The organism is Billgrantia sp. C5P2, assembly GCF_051062895.2.
In genome coordinates this window covers 482,098-501,057 of sequence record NZ_CM128542.1, presented here as the reverse complement: position 1 = coordinate 501,057, position 18,960 = coordinate 482,098, and the positions used below count along the sequence as shown (strand labels likewise).

The 18,960-nt window shown below is 61.9% G+C and carries 19 protein-coding genes; all 19 read right to left on the bottom strand.

The features are described from left to right. Nucleotides 1–17 precede the first annotated feature (17 nt). Complete coding sequence (gene rplX / locus ACRWQA_RS02325; RefSeq protein WP_010626477.1) at nucleotides 18–335, bottom strand: 50S ribosomal protein L24; 318 nt, start codon at nucleotides 333–335, stop codon at nucleotides 18–20. Between the two features lie 14 nt (nucleotides 336–349). Further along, nucleotides 350–721: a 50S ribosomal protein L14 gene (gene rplN, locus ACRWQA_RS02320; RefSeq protein WP_010626476.1), complete on the bottom strand. Its 372-nt coding sequence runs from the start codon at nucleotides 719–721 to the stop codon at nucleotides 350–352. Nucleotides 722–760: 39 nt separating this feature from the next. After that, nucleotides 761–1,021: a 30S ribosomal protein S17 gene (gene rpsQ, locus ACRWQA_RS02315; RefSeq protein WP_167119273.1), complete on the bottom strand. Its 261-nt coding sequence runs from the start codon at nucleotides 1,019–1,021 to the stop codon at nucleotides 761–763. Nucleotide 1,022: 1 nt separating this feature from the next. Beyond that, nucleotides 1,023–1,214, bottom strand: a complete 192-nt coding sequence (gene rpmC / locus ACRWQA_RS02310; RefSeq protein WP_010626474.1) for a 50S ribosomal protein L29 — start codon at nucleotides 1,212–1,214, stop codon at nucleotides 1,023–1,025. After that, entirely contained in the window at nucleotides 1,214–1,627 is a 414-nt protein-coding gene (gene rplP / locus ACRWQA_RS02305) for a 50S ribosomal protein L16 (protein ID WP_167119222.1), read from the bottom strand. Before rplP ends, rpmC begins: the two co-directional genes overlap by 1 nt. Before the next feature lie 15 nt (nucleotides 1,628–1,642). Then, nucleotides 1,643–2,344 carry a 30S ribosomal protein S3 gene (rpsC, locus tag ACRWQA_RS02300; protein WP_167119225.1) on the bottom strand — a complete coding sequence of 234 codons (702 nt, stop codon included), beginning with the start codon at nucleotides 2,342–2,344 and terminating at the stop codon, nucleotides 1,643–1,645. Between the two features lie 11 nt (nucleotides 2,345–2,355). Then, nucleotides 2,356–2,688 carry a 50S ribosomal protein L22 gene (gene rplV / locus ACRWQA_RS02295; RefSeq protein ID WP_010626471.1) on the bottom strand — a complete coding sequence of 111 codons (333 nt, stop codon included), beginning with the start codon at nucleotides 2,686–2,688 and terminating at the stop codon, nucleotides 2,356–2,358. 18 nt (nucleotides 2,689–2,706) lie between these two features. After that, nucleotides 2,707–2,982, bottom strand: a complete 276-nt coding sequence (gene rpsS, locus ACRWQA_RS02290) for a 30S ribosomal protein S19 (RefSeq protein WP_009098993.1) — start codon at nucleotides 2,980–2,982, stop codon at nucleotides 2,707–2,709. 22 nt (nucleotides 2,983–3,004) lie between these two features. Next, nucleotides 3,005–3,832, bottom strand: coding sequence for a 50S ribosomal protein L2 (gene rplB, locus ACRWQA_RS02285; protein ID WP_263581362.1), 828 nt, complete (start codon nucleotides 3,830–3,832; stop codon nucleotides 3,005–3,007). A 17-nt stretch (nucleotides 3,833–3,849) separates the two neighbouring features. Further along, nucleotides 3,850–4,146 carry a 50S ribosomal protein L23 gene (gene rplW / locus ACRWQA_RS02280; RefSeq protein ID WP_010626469.1) on the bottom strand — a complete coding sequence of 99 codons (297 nt, stop codon included), beginning with the start codon at nucleotides 4,144–4,146 and terminating at the stop codon, nucleotides 3,850–3,852. Continuing rightward, nucleotides 4,143–4,748: a 50S ribosomal protein L4 gene (rplD, locus tag ACRWQA_RS02275; protein WP_263581363.1), complete on the bottom strand. Its 606-nt coding sequence runs from the start codon at nucleotides 4,746–4,748 to the stop codon at nucleotides 4,143–4,145. The genes rplW and rplD overlap by 4 nt, the downstream gene beginning before the upstream one ends. Nucleotides 4,749–4,762: 14 nt before the next feature. Continuing rightward, entirely contained in the window at nucleotides 4,763–5,401 is a 639-nt protein-coding gene (rplC, locus tag ACRWQA_RS02270; RefSeq protein ID WP_263581364.1) for a 50S ribosomal protein L3, read from the bottom strand. A gap of 150 nt (nucleotides 5,402–5,551) precedes the next feature. Continuing rightward, a complete protein-coding gene (rpsJ, locus tag ACRWQA_RS02265) occupies nucleotides 5,552–5,863 on the bottom strand; it encodes a 30S ribosomal protein S10 (RefSeq protein WP_010626466.1) in 312 nt (103 codons plus the stop codon). A 164-nt stretch (nucleotides 5,864–6,027) separates the two neighbouring features. Continuing rightward, nucleotides 6,028–7,221 (bottom strand): elongation factor Tu, encoded by a 1,194-nt coding sequence (gene tuf, locus ACRWQA_RS02260; protein WP_263581365.1) that lies wholly within the window; start codon nucleotides 7,219–7,221, stop codon nucleotides 6,028–6,030. A gap of 29 nt (nucleotides 7,222–7,250) precedes the next feature. Further along, on the bottom strand, nucleotides 7,251–9,371 hold the full coding sequence (gene fusA, locus ACRWQA_RS02255) for an elongation factor G (RefSeq protein ID WP_434226928.1): 2,121 nt from the start codon (nucleotides 9,369–9,371) through the stop codon (nucleotides 7,251–7,253). Between the two features lie 45 nt (nucleotides 9,372–9,416). Beyond that, entirely contained in the window at nucleotides 9,417–9,887 is a 471-nt protein-coding gene (rpsG, locus tag ACRWQA_RS02250; protein WP_010626463.1) for a 30S ribosomal protein S7, read from the bottom strand. A 125-nt stretch (nucleotides 9,888–10,012) separates the two neighbouring features. Next, entirely contained in the window at nucleotides 10,013–10,387 is a 375-nt protein-coding gene (rpsL, locus tag ACRWQA_RS02245) for a 30S ribosomal protein S12 (RefSeq protein ID WP_010626462.1), read from the bottom strand. A 147-nt stretch (nucleotides 10,388–10,534) separates the two neighbouring features. After that, entirely contained in the window at nucleotides 10,535–14,755 is a 4,221-nt protein-coding gene (gene rpoC / locus ACRWQA_RS02240) for a DNA-directed RNA polymerase subunit beta' (RefSeq protein WP_263581367.1), read from the bottom strand. A gap of 11 nt (nucleotides 14,756–14,766) precedes the next feature. Continuing rightward, complete coding sequence (gene rpoB, locus ACRWQA_RS02235) at nucleotides 14,767–18,846, bottom strand: DNA-directed RNA polymerase subunit beta (protein ID WP_263581368.1); 4,080 nt, start codon at nucleotides 18,844–18,846, stop codon at nucleotides 14,767–14,769. Between the last annotated feature and the right edge of the window lie 114 nt (nucleotides 18,847–18,960).

Sequence of the window (18,960 nt, the reverse complement as noted above, 5' to 3'; positions counted from 1 at the left end):
TTGCTACCCGACTCGCGTTAGGCGTCGATCTGCGTCTGCGTCGACTTGTAGATACGTACCTTGGTACCGTCTTCCTTTACCTGGAAGCCGACGCGATCCGCCTTACCGGTCTCCGAGTTGAAGATCGCCACGTTGGACGCGTGAATCGGAGCCTCGCGCTCGACGATACCGCCCTGATTGCCCGCCATAGGATTGGGCTTGGTGTGACGCTTGATCATGTTCACACCGGACACGACGAAGCGTTCGTCCTTTAGGACGCGCTTGATGGTGCCACGCTTGCCCTTGTCCTTGCCGGCGATGACGATCACTTCATCGTCACGTTTGATCTTTTGCATGTCCGCTTCGCTCCTTACAGCACTTCAGGCGCCAGGGAAATGATCTTCATGAACTTCTCGGTGCGAAGTTCACGAGTCACCGGCCCGAAGATACGGGTGCCGATCGGCTGCTCGTTGGTGTTATTCAACAGAACTGCCGCATTTCCATCGAAGCGGATCAGCGAGCCGTCGGAACGACGGACACCGCTGCGGGTGCGAACCACCACCGCCTTGAGAACCTGGCCTTTCTTGACCTTGCCACGCGGAATGGCTTCCTTCACCGTGACCTTGATGATGTCACCGACCCGCGCGTAGCGGCGGTGTGAGCCGCCAAGCACCTTGATGCACTGCACCCGGCGCGCTCCGCTGTTGTCGGCGACATCCAGCATTGTCTGAGTCTGAATCATCGGTTTTCTCCAAACCTAATCTGACTGCTCTCGCCGAGCTCAGCCCTTGGCCTGCTCGATCACCTCGACCAGCGTCCAGGCCTTCTTCTTGGACAGCGGACGGCATTCCTGAATGGATACCGTGTCGCCGGCCTTGGCCTGGTTCGCCTCGTCATGGGCGTGCAGCTTGGTGGAGCGCTTGACGTACTTGCCATAGATCGGGTGCCGCTCGCGGCGCTCGATCATGACGACGATGGATTTTTCCATCTTGTCGCTCACCACCTTGCCGGTGAGCGTACGGGCTTTCTTCTCTTCGGCCATCTCAGTCACCTGCCTTCTCGTTGAGCACAGTCTTCACCCGGGCGATGTCCCGACGAACCTGCTTGAGCAGATGAGTCTGGCTGAGCTGGCCGGTGGCCTTCTGCATGCGCAGGTTGAACTGCTCGCGGAGGAGTTCGAAGAGCTGCTCCTGGAGCTGCTCGACTGACTTTTCACGAATTTCCTGGGCTTTCATCACATCACCGTCCGTTTCACAAAGGTGGTGGATATGGGCATCTTCTGGGCGGCGAGAGTGAAGGCCTCACGGGCCAACTCTTCCGACACACCTTCGATTTCATACAGGACCCGGCCCGGCTGGATCTGTGCAACCCAGTACTCGACGGAACCCTTGCCCTTACCCATACGGACTTCGAGTGGCTTCTTGGAAATCGGCTTGTCGGGGAAGACGCGGATCCAGATCTTGCCGCCACGCTTGACGTGACGGGTGATCGCACGACGGCCGGCTTCGATCTGACGCGCAGTGATGCGGCCACGACCGGTTGCCTTGAGGCCGTATTCCCCGAAGCTGATCTTGCTTCCGCGATGCGCCAGGCCACGATTGCGGCCTTTCATCATCTTGCGGAATTTCATGCGCTTGGGCTGTAACATCGACTCGCTCTCCCCTTACCTGGAACCTTTCTTCTTGGAGGGCGCTGCCTGCGGCTGTTGCTTGGCCTTGGCGCGGACCTCTTCGATGCCCCCGAGGATTTCACCCTTGAAGACCCAAACCTTGACACCGATGATGCCGTAGGTGGTTTTTGCTTCGTAGGTGGCGTAGTCGATGTCCGCACGCAGGGTGTGAAGCGGCACGCGGCCCTCGCGGTACCATTCGGTACGTGCGATTTCGGCGCCACCGAGGCGACCTGACAGCATCACCTTGATACCACCTGCACCCAGGCGCATGGCGTTCTGCACGGAACGCTTCATGGCACGACGGAACATGACGCGACGCTCGAGCTGGCCGGCAATGTTCTGCGCGACGAGCTTGGCGTCCAGCTCCGGCTTACGGACTTCCTCGATGTTGACGTGCACGGGCACGCCCATCATCGCGGTGACGTCACGACGCAACTTGTCGACGTCCTCGCCCTTCTTGCCAATCACGATACCCGGACGGGCGGTGTGAATGGTGATACGGGCGTTGTTGGCCGGACGCTCGATATGGATGCGGCTCACGGACGCATTCTTCAGACGCTCTTCGAGGAAGCGACGCACCTCGAGATCGTTGTTCAGCTTGTCGGCATAAGCACCGCGCTCGGCATACCACACCGAGGAGTGGTCCTTGACGATACCCAGCCGAATACCTGTCGGATGTACTTTCTGACCCATCTGGTCGACTCCTACTTCTCGGCTACCTTGACGGTGATGTGGCAAGTGCGCTTCAGGATGCGATCCGCACGACCCTTGGCCCGCGGCTTGATGCGCTTGAGCGTCATGCCCTCATCGACGCAGATGGTCGAGACACGCAGCTCGTCGATATCCATGCCGTTGTTTTCTTCCGCATTCGCGATGGCGGACTGCAGCACCTTCTTGACCAGCTTGGCAGCCTTCTTCGGTGAGAAGGTCAGCAGGTCGAGCGCCTCGGCGACCGGTTTACCGCGCACCTGGTCAGCCACCAAACGGGCCTTCTGGGCGGATAAACGAGCGCCACGCAGCTTAGCTGTGACTTCCATCTCTCAATCCTCTCTGGCTTACCGTTTGGCTTTCTTGTCCGCCGCATGACCGCGATAGGTGCGGGTGGCAGCGAATTCGCCCAGCTTGTGGCCAACCATTTCCTCGGAGACGTGCACCGGGACGTGTTGGCGACCGTTATGGACAGCAATGGTGAGCCCGACCATGTTCGGCAGGATCATGGAACGACGCGACCAGGTCTTGATCGGTTTGCGGTCGTTCTTCTCCACTGCAGCCTCAACCTTCTTCAGCAGATGAAGGTCGATAAAAGGACCTTTCTTCAGTGAACGTGGCACAGCCGTTACCCCTTAATGTCTGTTACTTGGCCTTGCGGCGACGAACGATCAGCGCGTCAGTGCGCTTGTTCTTACGGGTCTTGTGGCCCTTGGTGGGAACGCCCCACGGGGTCACCGGGTGACGACCACCGCTGGTACGGCCTTCACCGCCACCATGCGGGTGATCCACCGGGTTCATGGCCACACCGCGAACGGTCGGACGCACGCCTCTCCAGCGCTTCGCACCGGCCTTGCCAAGTTGACGCAGGCTGTGCTCAGAGTTGCCCACTTCACCCAGGGTCGCGCGGCAGTCCGCCAGCACCTTGCGCATTTCGCCGGAGCGAAGACGCAGGGAGGCATAGCTGCCTTCACGAGCGACCAACTGAGCACTGGTACCGGCACTGCGAGCGATCTGCGCACCCTTGCCGGGCTTGAGCTCGACGCAGTGAACGGTGGAACCCAGCGGGATGTTGCGCAGCGGAAGGGTATTGCCCTTCTTGATCGCCGCATTCACGCCGGACTCGAGCTTGTCACCCACGCTCACGCCTTTGGGCGCGATGATGTAGCGACGCTCGCCGTCCAGATACTTCAGCAGCGCGATGTGAGCGCTACGATTGGGATCGTACTCGAGACGCTCAACGACGGCGGGAACGCCATCCTTGGTGCGCTTGAAATCGATCAGCCGGTAGTGCTGACGGTGACCACCGCCCACGTGACGGGTGGTGATGCGACCGTTGTTGTTGCGACCGCCGTTACGCGACTGCTTCTCGAGCAGCGGAGCGTAGGGCTTGCCCTTGTGCAGGCCTTCGCTGACGACCTTGACGACGTGGCGACGACCGGCGGATGTGGGTTTTGTCTTGACGATTGCCATGATCCGTACTCCTGCCCTTATTCGGCGCCAGTGAAGTCTTCGAGCGTTTCACCAGCAGCCAGGGTCACATAGGCCTTGCGGTAGCCCTGGCGGCGGCCCAGACCGTGCGCACTGCGCTTGGTCTTGCCCTTCATGTTCAGCACCTGGACGCGATCGACCTTCTTGCCAAACAGCACCTGCACGGCCTGCTTGATTTCCGGCTTGGTCGCGTCGCTGGCCACCTTGAACACATACTGGTTGCGCTCGGCGGCGAAAGCGGCCTTCTCGGTCACGTGCGGACCAAGCAGAACCTTGAATACGCGCTCCTGGTTCATGCCAGCTTCTCCTCGAATTTACGCAGAGCAGAGACGGTGACCAGCACCTTGTCGAAGGCGATCAGGCTCACCGGATCGGCGGCAGCCACATCCACCACATCCACGTTGGGGATGTTGCGAGCGGCCAGATAGAGCTTCTCGTCGACCTCTTCGGTGACGATCAGCGCCTTCTCCAGGCCCAGCTCGCTGAGCTTGGCGACCAGCTGCTTGGTCTTGGGTGCATCGACGGTGAACTCGTCGATGGCGACCAGGCGCTCCTGACGCACCAGCTCGGACAGGATGGAGCGCATTGCTGCGCGGTACATCTTGCGGTTGACCTTCTGCGAGTGATCCTGCGGACGCGCCGCGAAGGTCACGCCACCGCTACGCCACAGGGGCGAGCGAATGGTCCCGGCGCGTGCGCGACCGGTACCCTTCTGGCGCCACGGCTTCTTGCCGCCACCACGCACGTCGGAACGGTTCTTCTGGGCACGGGTACCCTGACGACCACCAGCCAGATAGGCGGTGACGACCTGGTGAACCAGCGCCTCGTTGAATTCTTTGCCAAAGGTGGCGTCGGCGACTTCGACAGTACCCGCGCCTGCAGCAAGATTCAGATTCATCGGTTCTATCCCCTTCAGCCAGCTTTGACGGCGCTACGAACGATGACGTCGCTGCCAGTAGCACCAGGCACGGCGCCCTTGATCAGCAGCAGGTTGCGCTCGGCATCGACCCGCACGACTTCAAGGCTCTGGACGGTACAGCGGACATTGCCCATCTGACCGGCCATCTTCTTGCCCTTGAACACGCGTCCCGGGGTCTGACACATACCGATGGAACCCGGCGCACGATGCGACAGAGAGTTGCCGTGGGTGGCGTCCTGGGTACGGAAGTTCCAGCGCTTGACGGCGCCCTGGAAGCCCTTGCCCTTGGAGGTGCCGGTCACATCGACCATCTGACCAGCTTCGAAGAGGGATACGGTGAGTTCGCCGCCCACTTCCGGAGCCTCATCGCCTTCGGCGAAACGGAACTCCATCAGCGAACGACCGGCCTCGACACCTGCCTTGGCGAACTGACCTGCTTGCGCCTTGGTGAGATGCTTGGCCTTGCGGGAGCCGGTTGTGACCTGAATCGCCGCGTAGCCGTCGGACTCGACGGTCTTGACGCTGGTGACGCGATTCGGCTCAACCTCGATCACGGTTACGGGCACGGAGGCGCCATCTTCGGTAAAGACACGGGTCATACCGGCCTTTCTACCGACCAAACCGATAGTCATTCTCAGTCTCCTTTAGTGTACGGGGCTATCACCCGCTATGGCTGCCCTTTCCAGAGCATTCCACTAGCACGTTGTATGACGCCATCACGGCGTGGCGGCTGCTGCTCCAACTCGTTTGAAAGAGCGCTGGGCCGCGGGTGTCTAGTGTGGTTAGTCGAGCTTGATCTGCACGTCCACGCCGGCGGCGAGGTCGAGCTTCATCAGGGCATCGACAGTCTTTTCGGTCGGCTCGACGATATCGAGCACGCGCTTGTGAGTGCGGATCTCGTACTGATCGCGCGCATCCTTGTTGACGTGCGGCGAAATCAGTACGGTGTAGCGCTCACGGTTCGTCGGCAGCGGGATCGGACCACGCACCTGCGCACCGGTCCGCTTGGCGGTATCAACGATCTCCGCGGCGGACTGGTCGATCAGGCGATGGTCGAATGCCTTCAACCGAATGCGAATCTTCTGGTTCTGCATTTGCCCTAAACTCCAATGGAAGTCGACGGCAACCTGCCGCCTACCCACGCATTCAAAGGATGCGCATTATATGCACGCCGAGGGCGAGAGTCAAACACTCCTCCAGGGTGCGCAGAAAGGGGGCTCCTCGCGGAGCCCCCTTCGATCAGTCAGAAGCCTGAAGCTTACTGAACGATCTTGGCCACGACGCCGGCGCCGACGGTACGACCGCCTTCACGGATGGCGAAACGCAGACCTTCGTCCATGGCGATCGGAGCGATCAGGGTGACGACCATCTTGACGTTGTCACCCGGCATGACCATTTCGACGCCTTCCGGCAGTTCACAGGTACCGGTCACGTCAGTGGTACGGAAGTAGAACTGCGGACGATAGCCCTTGAAGAACGGGGTGTGACGACCACCCTCTTCCTTGGACAGCACGTAGACTTCGGCTTCGAAGACGGTGTGCGGGTTGATGGAACCCGGCTTGGCCAGAACTTGACCACGCTCGACTTCGTCACGCTTGGTACCACGCAGCAGGGCACCGACGTTCTCACCGGCACGACCTTCGTCGAGCAGCTTGCGGAACATCTCGACACCGGTAACGGTGGTCTTGGTGGTGTCCTTGATACCGACGATCTCGACTTCCTCGCCGGCCTTGACGATGCCACGCTCGATACGACCGGTAACCACGGTACCGCGACCGGAGATGGAGAACACGTCCTCGATCGGCATCAGGAACGGCTGATCGATGGCACGCTCCGGCTCCGGGATGTAATCGTCCAGCGCCTTGATCAGGTTGGCAACGGCAGTGGTGCCCATGCCGTTCTCGTCCTCACCGTTCAGCGCCATCAGCGCGGAACCGGTGATGATCGGAGTGTCGTCGCCCGGGAAGTCGTACTCGTTCAGAAGCTCGCGAACTTCCATCTCGACCAGCTCGAGCAGCTCCTCGTCATCGACCATGTCGGCCTTGTTCAGGAACACGACGATGTAAGGCACGCCAACCTGACGCGACAGCAGGATGTGCTCGCGAGTCTGCGGCATGGGGCCGTCGGCAGCGGAACAGACCAGGATAGCGCCGTCCATCTGGGCGGCACCGGTGATCATGTTCTTGACGTAGTCGGCGTGCCCGGGGCAGTCGACGTGCGCGTAGTGGCGCTGCTCGGATTGGTACTCGACGTGAGAGGTAGCGATGGTGATACCACGCTCACGCTCTTCCGGAGCGTTGTCGATGGAGTCGAACTGACGCCATTCACCGCCGAAGACCTCAGCAGAAACGCGAGTCAGGGCCGCAGTCAGAGTGGTCTTGCCGTGGTCGACGTGACCGATGGTGCCGACGTTGACGTGCGGTTTGGAACGTTCGAATTTTTCCTTAGCCACTTCGATAACCTCTTTACGTTTGCTAGCGGTTAGCCTTTCTGGTTGATGACGGCTTCAACGATGCTGGAGGGCGCCTCTTCGTAGCTCGCGAACTCCATGGTGTAGCTCGCACGACCCTGGGTCTGGGAGCGCAGGTCGGTCGCATAACCGAACATCTCGCCCAGAGGCACCATCGCGCGGATGATCTTGCCAGAGGAAGAATCATCCATGCCCTGCACCAGACCACGGCGACGGTTCAGGTCACCCATGACGTCACCCATGAAATCCTCGGGCGTCACGACTTCGACCCTCATCACCGGCTCCAGCAGCACGGCCTTGGCCTTGCGGGCCCCTTCCTTGACTGCCATGGAAGAGGCGACCTTGAACGCGTTCTCGTTCGAGTCCACGTCATGGTAGGAACCATCGTACAGCGTGACCTTGACGTCGATCATCGGGTAACCCGCGATGACGCCGTTCTGCAGCTGCTCATAGGCCCCTTTCTCGACGGCACCCACGTACTCCTTGGGTACCACACCGCCGACGATCTCGGAAGCGAACTTGAAGTGCATGTCTTCGTCTTCGCCCTTGTCCGCCTCGGTGAGCGGCTCGATGCGCAGCCAGACATGGCCGTACTGGCCACGACCGCCGGACTGACGCACGAACTTGCCTTCCTGCTCGACCTTGCCACGAATGGTTTCGCGGTAGGCCACCTGCGGCTTGCCGATGTTGGCTTCGACCTTGAACTCGCGACGCATGCGGTCGACGATGATGTCGAGGTGCAACTCGCCCATGCCGGAGATGATGGTCTGGCCGGTCTCTTCGTCGGTCCTCACTTGGAACGACGGATCCTCCTGGGCCAGCTTGCCCAGCGCTACGCCCATCTTCTCCTGGTCGGCCTTGGATTTCGGCTCCACGGCCACGGAGATGACCGGATCCGGGAACTCCATGCGCTCGAGAACGATCTTGTTCTCCAGATCGCACAGGGTATCACCGGTAGTGACGTCCTTCAGGCCGATACAGGCGGCGATGTCGCCGGCCCGCACTTCCTTGATCTCTTCACGCGAGTTGGCGTGCATCTGCACGATACGACCCACGCGCTCCTTCTTCTGCTTGACCGAGTTGTAGACGCTGTCACCGGAGTTGAGAACGCCGGAGTAGACGCGAATGAAGGTCAGCGTGCCGACGAAGGGGTCGGTGGCGATCTTGAACGCCAGCGCAGCGAAGGGGGCGCTGTCGTCCGCCTCGCGAGTCGCGACGGTACCATCCCGGTCGTCCAGCTCACCCTCGATGGCCTTGACCTCGGTGGGTGACGGCATGTACTCGATGACACCGTCGAGCACGGCCTGCACGCCCTTGTTCTTGAACGCCGAACCACAGGTGACCAGCACGATCTCGTTGTCGAGCGTACGACGACGCAAGCCGGACTTGATCTCCTCGATGGAAAGCTCGCCCTCTTCGAGGTACTTGTCCATCAGCTCTTCGGAGGCCTCGGCAGCGGCTTCGACCATCTGCTCGCGGTACTCCTCGGCAGTCTCCTGGAGCTCGGCCGGGATATCGACCAGCTCGTAGTTCATGCCCAGGCTCTCCTCATCCCACAGGATAGCCTTCATCTGGATCAGGTCGATGACGCCCTTGAACTCCTCCTCGGTGCCCCAGTTGATCTGGATCGGCACGGCATTGGCATTCAAGCGCTTCTTGAGCTGATCGACGACCATGAAGAAGTCGGCACCGGTGCGATCCATCTTGTTTACGAACACCATGCGCGGCACTTCGTACTTGTTGGCCTGACGCCAGACGGTCTCGGTCTGCGGCTGTACGCCGGAGGAGCCGCACAGCACCACCACGGCACCGTCGAGCACGCGCAGCGAGCGCTCCACCTCGATGGTGAAATCGACGTGTCCGGGCGTATCGATGATGTTGATGCGATGCTCATCGAACTGCTTGTTCATGCCCTGCCAGAAGCAGGTGGTCGCCGCGGAGGTGATGGTGATGCCACGCTCCTGCTCCTGCTCCATCCAGTCCATGGTGGCCGCGCCATCATGAACCTCGCCCACCTTGTGGGAGAGACCGGTGTAGAACAGGACACGCTCGGTCGTGGTGGTCTTGCCGGCATCGACGTGGGCGACGATGCCGATATTACGATAGCGGTTGAGTGGAGTCTTGCGAGCCACGGTGGAACTCCCCGTTGATTGGCGATGCGTTTAGAAGCGCTGCACTTAGAAGCGGTAGTGCGAGAACGCCTTGTTGGCCTCAGCCATGCGATGCACGTCTTCACGCTTCTTGACCGCAGAACCCTTGCCTTCGGCGGCATCGAGCATCTCGCCAGCGAGACGCTGCACCATGGTCTTCTCACCGCGCTTGCGTGCCGCATCCACCAGCCAGCGCATGGCTAGCGCCTGGCGGCGCGAGGGGCGAACCTCTACCGGCACCTGATAGGTCGCACCGCCGACGCGGCGGGACTTGACCTCGACCATCGGCTGGATGGCTTCCAGCGCGCGATCGAAGATTTCCAGCGGCTCTTCCTTGCTACGCTCGGCAACCGTGTCCAGCGCACCGTAAACGATACGCTCAGCTGTGGACTTCTTGCCGCTGACCATCAAGTGGTTCATGAACTTGGCCAGGCGCTCGCTTCCGAACTTGGGATCCGGCAGGATTTCGCGCTTGGCTACTACTCTTCTTCTAGGCATGACAAGCCCTCTAGCGAAGGGTCTTTCAGGCAAACCCGGAACTCCCGCACGCTCTCTTCGAACTCGCGACGCCCGACCTTACTCTTATCAGACCAAAATTGATTCTGGATGCGTACCGAGGCCGATCAGGACTTGGGACGCTTGGTGCCGTACTTGGAACGGCCCTGCTTACGGTTCTGCACGCCGGAGGTGTCGAGGGCGCCGCGTACGGTGTGGTAACGCACACCCGGCAAGTCCTTGACACGGCCGCCGCGGATCAGCACGACGGAGTGCTCCTGAAGGTTATGGCCTTCACCGCCGATGTAGGACGACACTTCGAACCCGTTGGTCAGACGCACGCGACAGACCTTACGCAGGGCCGAGTTCGGCTTCTTCGGGGTAGTGGTATAGACGCGGGTGCAGACACCGCGCTTCTGTGGGCAGGCCTGTAGCGCCGGCACGTCGCTCTTGGCGGCGGGGCGCTTGCGCGGCTTGCGCACGAGCTGATTGATCGTTGCCATGTTGTGTAGCTGACTCCAATGGTTGCCTTGCCTTTTCAGCGGGCGCGGGCGCACCCACCCCACTGTTAAAGGCTGCGAATTCTAAGGTCTAACGGGGTGGGGCGTCAAGCGATTGGGCTTGGCCCACGCCTTGACGCCCCGCACCGCCTACAGCTCGTCGTCGTCAGAATCGAGCGCGGTGAGCTGGGCACCCAGCTCCTGCTCGACGTCGAAGGCCGACGGATGGAGCAGACGCTCGGTATCTTCCCGCTTGCGGCGACGCTCCTGATGATGAGCCAGCCCCGTTCCCGCCGGGATCAGGCGACCCACCACCACGTTCTCCTTCAGGCCACGCAGGTAATCGCGCTTGCCGGTAACCGCCGCCTCGGTCAGCACCCGCGTGGTCTCCTGGAAGGAGGCCGCGGAGATGAACGACTCGGTGGCCAGGCTGGCCTTGGTGATACCCAGCAGCACGCGCTGGTACTTGGCCGGGAACTTCTCGGCCTGTACCAGGCGGGCATTCTCCTCGAGCACTCGCACCAGTTCGACCTGATCGCCAGGGATGAACTCGGAGTCGCCGGACTCGGTAATCTCCACCTTGCGCAGCATCTGACGCACGATCACTTCGATGTGCTTGTCGTTGATGCCCACGCCCTGCAGGCGGTAGACCTCCTGGATCTCGGCGGTGATGTACTTGGCCAGCTCCGCCACGCCCAGCAGCCGCAGGATGTCGTGCGGGTTGCTCGGACCGTCGGAGATAACCTCGCCCTTCTCCACCGTCTCGCCTTCGAAGACCGCGATCTGGCGCCACTTCGGAATCAGCGCCTCGAACGGATCGCTGCCGTCTTCCGGCGTAATCGTCAGGCGACGCTTGCCCTTGGTCTCCTTGCCGAAGCTGATCGTACCGCTGACCTCGGCGAGGATGGCGGGCTCCTTCGGTTTGCGCGCCTCGAACAGGTCGGCCACGCGGGGCAGACCACCGGTGATGTCCTTGTTGCCCGAAGCTTCGACCGGAATCCTCGCGACGATCTCGCCAATACCGATCTTGGCGCCGTTGTCGACCGAGACGATCGACTTGCCCGGCAGCAGGTACTGCACCGGGGTGTTGGAGCCGGTCACGCTGATTGGCTCGCCGCTCTCGTCAGTGAGCAGGATCATCGGTCGACTGTCGCGGCCCGCCTGCGGACGCGCCGCCGACTCGATCACCTCGATCGACGACAGGCCGGTCATCTCGTCCACGCTGCGGTGGATGGTGACACCTTCGACCATGTCGACGTACTGCACCTTGCCCTCGACCTCGGCGATGATCGGGTGGGTGTGCGGATCCCACTTGGCGACCATCTGGCCGGCCTCGACCGCATCGCCATCCTTGATCGACAGCTCGGCGCCGTAGGGGAGCTTGTAGTATTCGCGCTCGCGTCCATGGTCGTCGGCCACCGCCAGGGCGCTGGAGCGGGACACCACCACCAGCTTGCCGTCGGCGCGCTCGACGAACTTCATGTTGTGCAGGCGCACCTTGCCGCCGTGCTTGACCTGAACGCTGTCCACCGCCGAGGCGCGCGACGCGGCACCGCCGATGTGGAAGGTCCGCATGGTCAACTGGGTACCCGGCTCACCGATCGACTGAGCAGCGATAACACCGACCGCCTCGCCGATGTTGACCTGGTGCCCACGCGCCAAATCGCGACCGTAACAGGTCGAGCAGACGCCGTGAGTCGATTCACAGGCGATGGCGCTACGCACCACGATCTCGTCGACACCCATGGTATCGAGACGCTCACACCACGCCTCGTCGAGCAGCGTACCCTTCTCGATCAGCACCTCCTCGGAGCTCGGATCGATGACGTCCTGGGCCACCACGCGGCCCAACACGCGCTGGGCCAGAGAGACGATGATGTCACCGCCTTCGATGACCGGGTGCAGCGTCAGGCCCTGCTCGGTGCCGCAGTCAGGCTCGGTAATCACCATGTCCTGGGCCACGTCGACCAGGCGACGGGTCAGGTAACCGGAGTTGGCGGTCTTGAGTGCCGTATCGGCCAGACCTTTTCGCGCACCGTGGGTCGAGATGAAGTACTGAAGTACGTTGAGGCCCTCACGGAAGTTGGCCACGATCGGCGTCTCGATGATCGAGCCGTCCGGTTTGGCCATCAGGCCTCGCATGCCCGCCAGCTGACGGATCTGGGCGGCGCTACCCCGGGCCCCGGAGTCGGCCATGATGAACACGCTGTTGAACGAGTCCTGCTCCACCTCGTTGCCGTCGCGATCGACCACGGTCTCCTTGGAGATGCCCGCCATCATCGCCTTGGCCACCTTGTCGTTGGCCTTGGACCAGATGTCGATGACCTTGTTGTACTTCTCGCCGGCGGTGACGAGGCCGGAGGAGAACTGATCCTCGATCTCCTTGACCTCGGCCTCGGCCGCCTCGACGATCTCGGTCTTGGCCTCCGGGATGACGAAGTCGTTGACGCCGATGGAAGCACCCGACCAGGTCGCCATGCGGAAACCGGTGTACATCAGTTGGTCGGCAAAGATCACGGTCGGCTTGAGACCGGCACGACGATACACCTCGTTGAGAAGCTTCGAGATCGCCTTTTTCTTCATCGGCTGGTCGACCAGCTCGAAGGGCACGCCGTCGGGCAGGATGCGAAACAGCAGCGCACGACCCACGGTGGTGTCATAGATGGTGCGAGTCGTGCTCAGCTCACCGGTCTCTTCGTCGGCCAGCACCTCGGTGAGGCGCACCTTGACGCGGGCGTGCAGCGACACGTTCTGGCTGCCGAAGGCACGCTCGACCTCATTGAGACCGGAGAAGACCATGCCCTCGCCCTTGGCGTTGATCTTCTCGCGAGTCATGTAATAGAGGCCCAGCACCACGTCCTGGGACGGCACGATGATCGGATCACCGTTGGCCGGCGACAGCACGTTGTTGGTGGCCATCATCAGCGCCCGCGCCTCGAGCTGGGCTTCCAGCGTCAGCGGCACGTGTACCGCCATCTGGTCGCCGTCGAAGTCGGCGTTGTAGGCGGCACACACCAGCGGGTGCAGCTGAATCGCCTTGCCTTCGATCAGCAGCGGCTCGAACGCCTGGATGCCCAGGCGGTGCAGGGTCGGTGCACGGTTGAGCAGTACCGGGTGTTCGCGGATGACGTCGGCAAGGATGTCCCACACCTCGGGCAGCTCACGCTCGACCATCTTCTTCGCCGCCTTGATCGTGGACGCATAGCCCAGCGACTGCAGCTTGGAGTAGATGAACGGCTTGAACAGCTCGAGCGCCATCTTCTTGGGCAGGCCGCACTGGTGCAGACGCAGGGTCGGACCGACGGTAATGACCGAGCGGCCGGAGTAGTCGACGCGCTTGCCCAGCAGGTTCTGACGGAAACGCCCCTGCTTGCCCTTGATCATGTCGGCCAGTGACTTCAGCGGACGCTTGTTGGAGCCGGTAATGGCACGACCGCGACGACCGTTGTCGAGCAGCGCATCGACCGCTTCCTGCAGCATGCGCTTCTCGTTGCGCACAATGATGTCCGGCGCATTGAGGTCGAGCAGGCGTTTCAGGCGGTTGTTGCGGTTGATCACCCGACGGTACAGGTCGTTGAGGTCGGAAGTGGCGAAACGGCCGCCGTCCAGCGGCACCAGCGGACGCAGGTCCGGCGGCAGCACCGGCAACACCTCCATCACCATCCACGCCGGATCGTTGCCGGAGTTGAGGAAGGCCTCGAGCAGCTTGAGCCGCTTGGAGAGCTTCTTGATCTTGGTCTCGGAGTTGGTCTGAGGGATCTCCTCGCGCAGGCGATCGACCTCCTCGGAGAGGTCGATGTCCTTGAGCAGCGCCTGGATCGCCTCGGCGCCCATGCGGGCATCAAAGTCGTCGCCGAACTCCTCGAGCGCTTCGAAGTACTGCTCGTCATTGAGCAACTGGCCGCGCTCGAGCGTGGTCATGCCCGGGTCGATGACCACGAAGCTCTCGAAGTAGAGCACCCGCTCGATGTCGCGCAGGGTCATGTCGAGGAACATGCCGATGCGCGACGGCAGCGACTTGAGGAACCAGATGTGGGCCACCGGGCTTGCAAGCTCGATGTGGCCCATGCGCTCGCGGCGAACGGCGGCCTTGGTCACCTCGACGCCGCACTTCTCGCAGATGATGCCGCGGTGCTTCATGCGCTTGTACTTGCCGCACAGGCACTCGTAATCCTTCACCGGCCCGAAGATCTTGGCGCAGAACAACCCGTCCCGCTCCGGCTTGAAGGTGCGGTAGTTGATGGTCTCGGGCTTCTTGACCTCGCCGTAGGACCAGGAGCGAATCATGTCCGGGGAGGCGAGCGAGATCTTGATCGCGTCGAACTCTTCGGACTGTGACTGCGATTTGAGGACTTTCACCAAATCTTTCATGGAGTCGGCTCCTAGCTCTCTAACTCGATATCGATGCCCAGCGAACGGATTTCCTTCACCAGTACGTTGAAGGACTCCGGCATGCCGGCATGCATGGTGTGGTCGCCGTCGACAATGCTCTTGTACATCTTGGTGCGACCTTCCACGTCGTCGGACTTCACCGTGAGCATCTCCTGGAGGGTGTAGGCAGCGCCGTAGGCTTCCAGCGCCCACACCTCCATCTCACCGAAACGCTGGCCGCCGAACTGCGCCTTACCGCCCAACGGTTGCTGGGTAACGAGCGAGTAGGAGCCAGTGGAACGGGCGTGCATCTTGTCGTCCACCAGGTGGTTGAGCTTGAGCATGTACATGTAGCCCACCGTCACCGGGCGATCGAAGGCGTCACCGGTGCGCCCGTCGTACAGGGCCATCTGGCCGGAATCCGGCAGATCGGCCAGGCGCAGCAGATGCTTGATCTCGTTCTCGGCGGCACCGTCGAACACCGGCGATGCCATCGGTACGCCACCACGCAGGTTCTTGGCCAGGGCGATGATCTCGTCGTCGGAGAGCGAGTCGAGATCTTCTACCCGCGTTCCCGTCGTGGTGTTGTAGACCTGCCCCAGGAATTCACGGATCTCGGCCACCTGCTGGCTGCGGGCATCGCGTAGTAGTGCATCGATCTTGACACCGAGCCCTTGGGCCGCCAGTCCCAGGTGGGTCTCGAGGATCTGGCCTACGTTCATCCGCGACGGCACGCCCAGCGGGTTCAGGACGATGTCCACCGGCACACCGTTATCGTCGAAAGGCATGTCCTCTACCGGCATGATCGCCGAGATGACGCCCTTGTTACCGTGGCGGCCGGCCATCTTGTCGCCCGGCTGAATGCGGCGCTTGACTGCCATGTAGACCTTGACGATCTTGAGCACGCCCGGCGCCAGGTCGTCGCCCTGGGTCAGCTTGCGCTTCTTGTCCTCGAAACGCTCCTCCATCTCCTTGCGACGGTTCTCCAGCTGCTCGTCGGCCTGGGCCAGCAGTTCGTTGAGCGACTCGTCCTGCAGGCGCAGCTTGAACCACTGCTGACGCGGCAACTCCTCGAGATAGCTGTCGGAGAGCAGGTCGCCCTTCTTCAGCTTGGGGCCTCCATTGACCGGTTGGCCGCCAAGCGTGCGCTTGAGGCGCTCGAAGGTGGCATCCTCGGCGATGCGGTAGGTCTCCTGCAGGTCCTTGCGCACCTCGTCGAGCTGCATCTGCTCGATGGCAAGCGCTCGGGAATCCTTCTCCACGCCGTCGCGGGTGAAGACCTGAACATCGATGACCGTACCCTTCATCCCGGTCGGCGCACGCAGCGAGGTATCCTTCACGTCGGAGGCTTTCTCGCCAAAGATTGCCCGCAGCAGCTTCTCTTCCGGCGTCAGTTGGGTCTCGCCCTTGGGCGTGACCTTACCCACCAGAATGTCGCCCGGGCCCACTTCGGCGCCAATGTAGACCACGCCGGCCTCATCGAGCTTGGAGAGCGCCGATTCGCCGACGTTGGGAATATCGGAGGTGATCTCCTCCGGCCCCAATTTGGTGTCGCGAGAGACGCAGGTCAGCTCCTGGATGTGGATGGTGGTGAAGCGATCCTCCTGCACCACGCGCTCCGAGAGCAGGATCGAGTCCTCGAAGTTGTAGCCGTTCCAGGGCATGAAGGCGATGCGCATGTTCTGACCCAAGGCCAGATCGCCCATGTCGACGGAGGGACCGTCGGCCAGGATGTCACCGCGCGCCACCACGTCGCCGGGGCGCACGATGGGGCGCTGGTTCATGCAGGTGTTCTGGTTGGAACGCACGTACTTGGTGAGGTTGTAGATATCAACGCCGGCTTCGCCGCCGATGATCTCATCCTCATTGATGCGTACGACAATGCGCTTGGCGTCGACCGAGTCGATTACGCCGCCACGACGGGCCACCGCGCACACACCGGAGTCGCGCGCAACGAAGCGCTCCATACCGGTACCGACGAGCGGCTTCTCGGCACGCAGGGTGGGCACCGCCTGACGCTGCATGTTCGAGCCCATCAGAGCGCGGTTGGCGTCGTCGTGCTCGAGGAACGGGATCAACGCCGCCGCCACGGATACCACCTGGCGTGGGGAGACGTCCATCAGCGTCACCTGCTCGGGACGCATGAAAGTGGTTTCGCCCTTGTGGCGCACCTGCACCAGGTCGTCGACCAGTTTGTTGGACTCATCCACGGTGGCCGAGGCCTGGGCGATGACGAAGTCGCCCTCCTCGATCGCCGAGAGGTGCACTACCTCGTCGGTCACCTGGCGATCCACCACCTTGCGGTACGGCGTCTCGAGGAAGCCATAGCTGTTGGTGTGGCTGTAGGTGGCCAGCGAATTGATCAGGCCAATGTTCGGACCTTCCGGCGTCTCGATTGGACACAGGCGACCATAGTGCGTGGCGTGAACGTCGCGCACTTCGAAACCGGCACGCTCGCGGGTCAAGCCGCCCGGACCAAGCGCGGAGACGCGGCGCTTGTGGGTGACCTCGGAGAGCGGATTGTTCTGGTCCATGAACTGGGAGAGCTGGCTCGAACCGAAGAACTCCTTGACCGCCGCGGCAACGGGCTTGGCGTTGATCAGGTCCTGCGGCATCAGGCCTTCGCTCTCAGCCATCGAGAGGCGTTCCTTGACCGCGCGCTCGACGCGCACCAGGCCGACGCGGAACTGGTTTTCGGCCATCTCACCGACGCAGCGGATGCGACGGTTGCCCAGGTGATCGATATCGTCGACTTCGCCGAAGCCGTTGCGGATATAGATCAGCTCCTTGAGCACATCGAGGATGTCACGGTTGTCGAGCACCCCGGAGCCGGTATCGCCTTCGCGGCGCAGGCGACGGTTGAACTTCATGCGACCGACGCCGGACAGGTCGTAGCGGTCTTCGGTGAAGAACAGGTTGTGGAACAGCGTCTCGGCCGCTTCCTTGGTCGGCGGCTCGCCGGGACGCATCATGCGATAGATTTCGACCAGCGCCTCGAGCTGGGAGCCGGTGGTATCCAGGCGCAACGTCTCGGAGACGAACGGGCCGCAATCGAGATCGTTGGTATAGAGGGTCTCGAGCTTGGTGATCCCGGCCTGACCGATCTTCTCCAGCAATTCGGGAGTGATTACGCTGTTGCAGGGACAGATCAGCTCACCGGTGCTGGCATCGACCTGATCCTTGGCCAGGGTCTTGCCGAACAGATAATCCATCGGCACCTCGAGACGCTCGAGGCCGACCTTCTCCAGTTGGCGGATATGCTTCTGGGTGATGCGGCGACCTTCCTCGACGATCAGGTTGCCGTCGGCATCCTTGATGTCGAAGGTCGCGGTCTCGCCGCGCAGGCGCGACGGCACCAGCTCCACGGAGAAACCGCTCTTCTCGATGTGGAAGGTGCTGGTGTCGAAGAACTCGTCGAGGATCTCTTCGGCGCTCATGCCCAGTGCACGCAACAGCACCGTGGCCGGCAGCTTGCGGCGACGGTCGATACGCACGAAGACGTTGTCCTTGGGATCGAACTCGAAGTCGAGCCAGGAGCCGCGATAAGGAATCACGCGAGCAGAGTAGAGCAGTTTGCCGGAGGAGTGGCTCTTGCCCTTGTCATGGTCGAAGAACACGCCCGGTGAACGGTGCAGCTGGGAGACGATAACGCGCTCGGTGCCGTTGACCACGAAGGTGCCGTTCTCGGTCATCAGGGGGATCTCCCCCATGTAGACTTCCTGCTCCTTGATGTCCTTGATGGCCTTGTTCGAGGAGTCGCGATCATAGATGATCAAGCGAACCTTGACTCGCAGGGGCGCGGAGTAGGTCACACCGCGCAGCTGGCACTCCTTGACGTCGAATGCCGGGGTGCCGAAGCGATAGCTGACGTACTCGAGCGCGGCGTTGCCGGAGAAGCTCTCGATCGGGAACACGGACTTGAACGCCGCGTGCAGCCCCACCTCGAGGCGCTCCTCGGGCGAGCGGTCCTGCTGGAGGAAGTCGTAGTAGGAATCAAGCTGGATCGCCAGCAGGTAGGGCACATCCATCACTTGGGGCAGTTTGCCGAAATCCTTGCGGATGCGTTTTTTCTCAGTGTATGAGTAAGCCATCTGTATTCCCCAGCTTGTTCACCATGGGTGACCGATGCGTGGTCGGCGCCGCCCGACGAGACCGCCCCCGTCAGGCGCTGACGGCAAGCTCCACAAGGGATAGCTCGCCGTCGG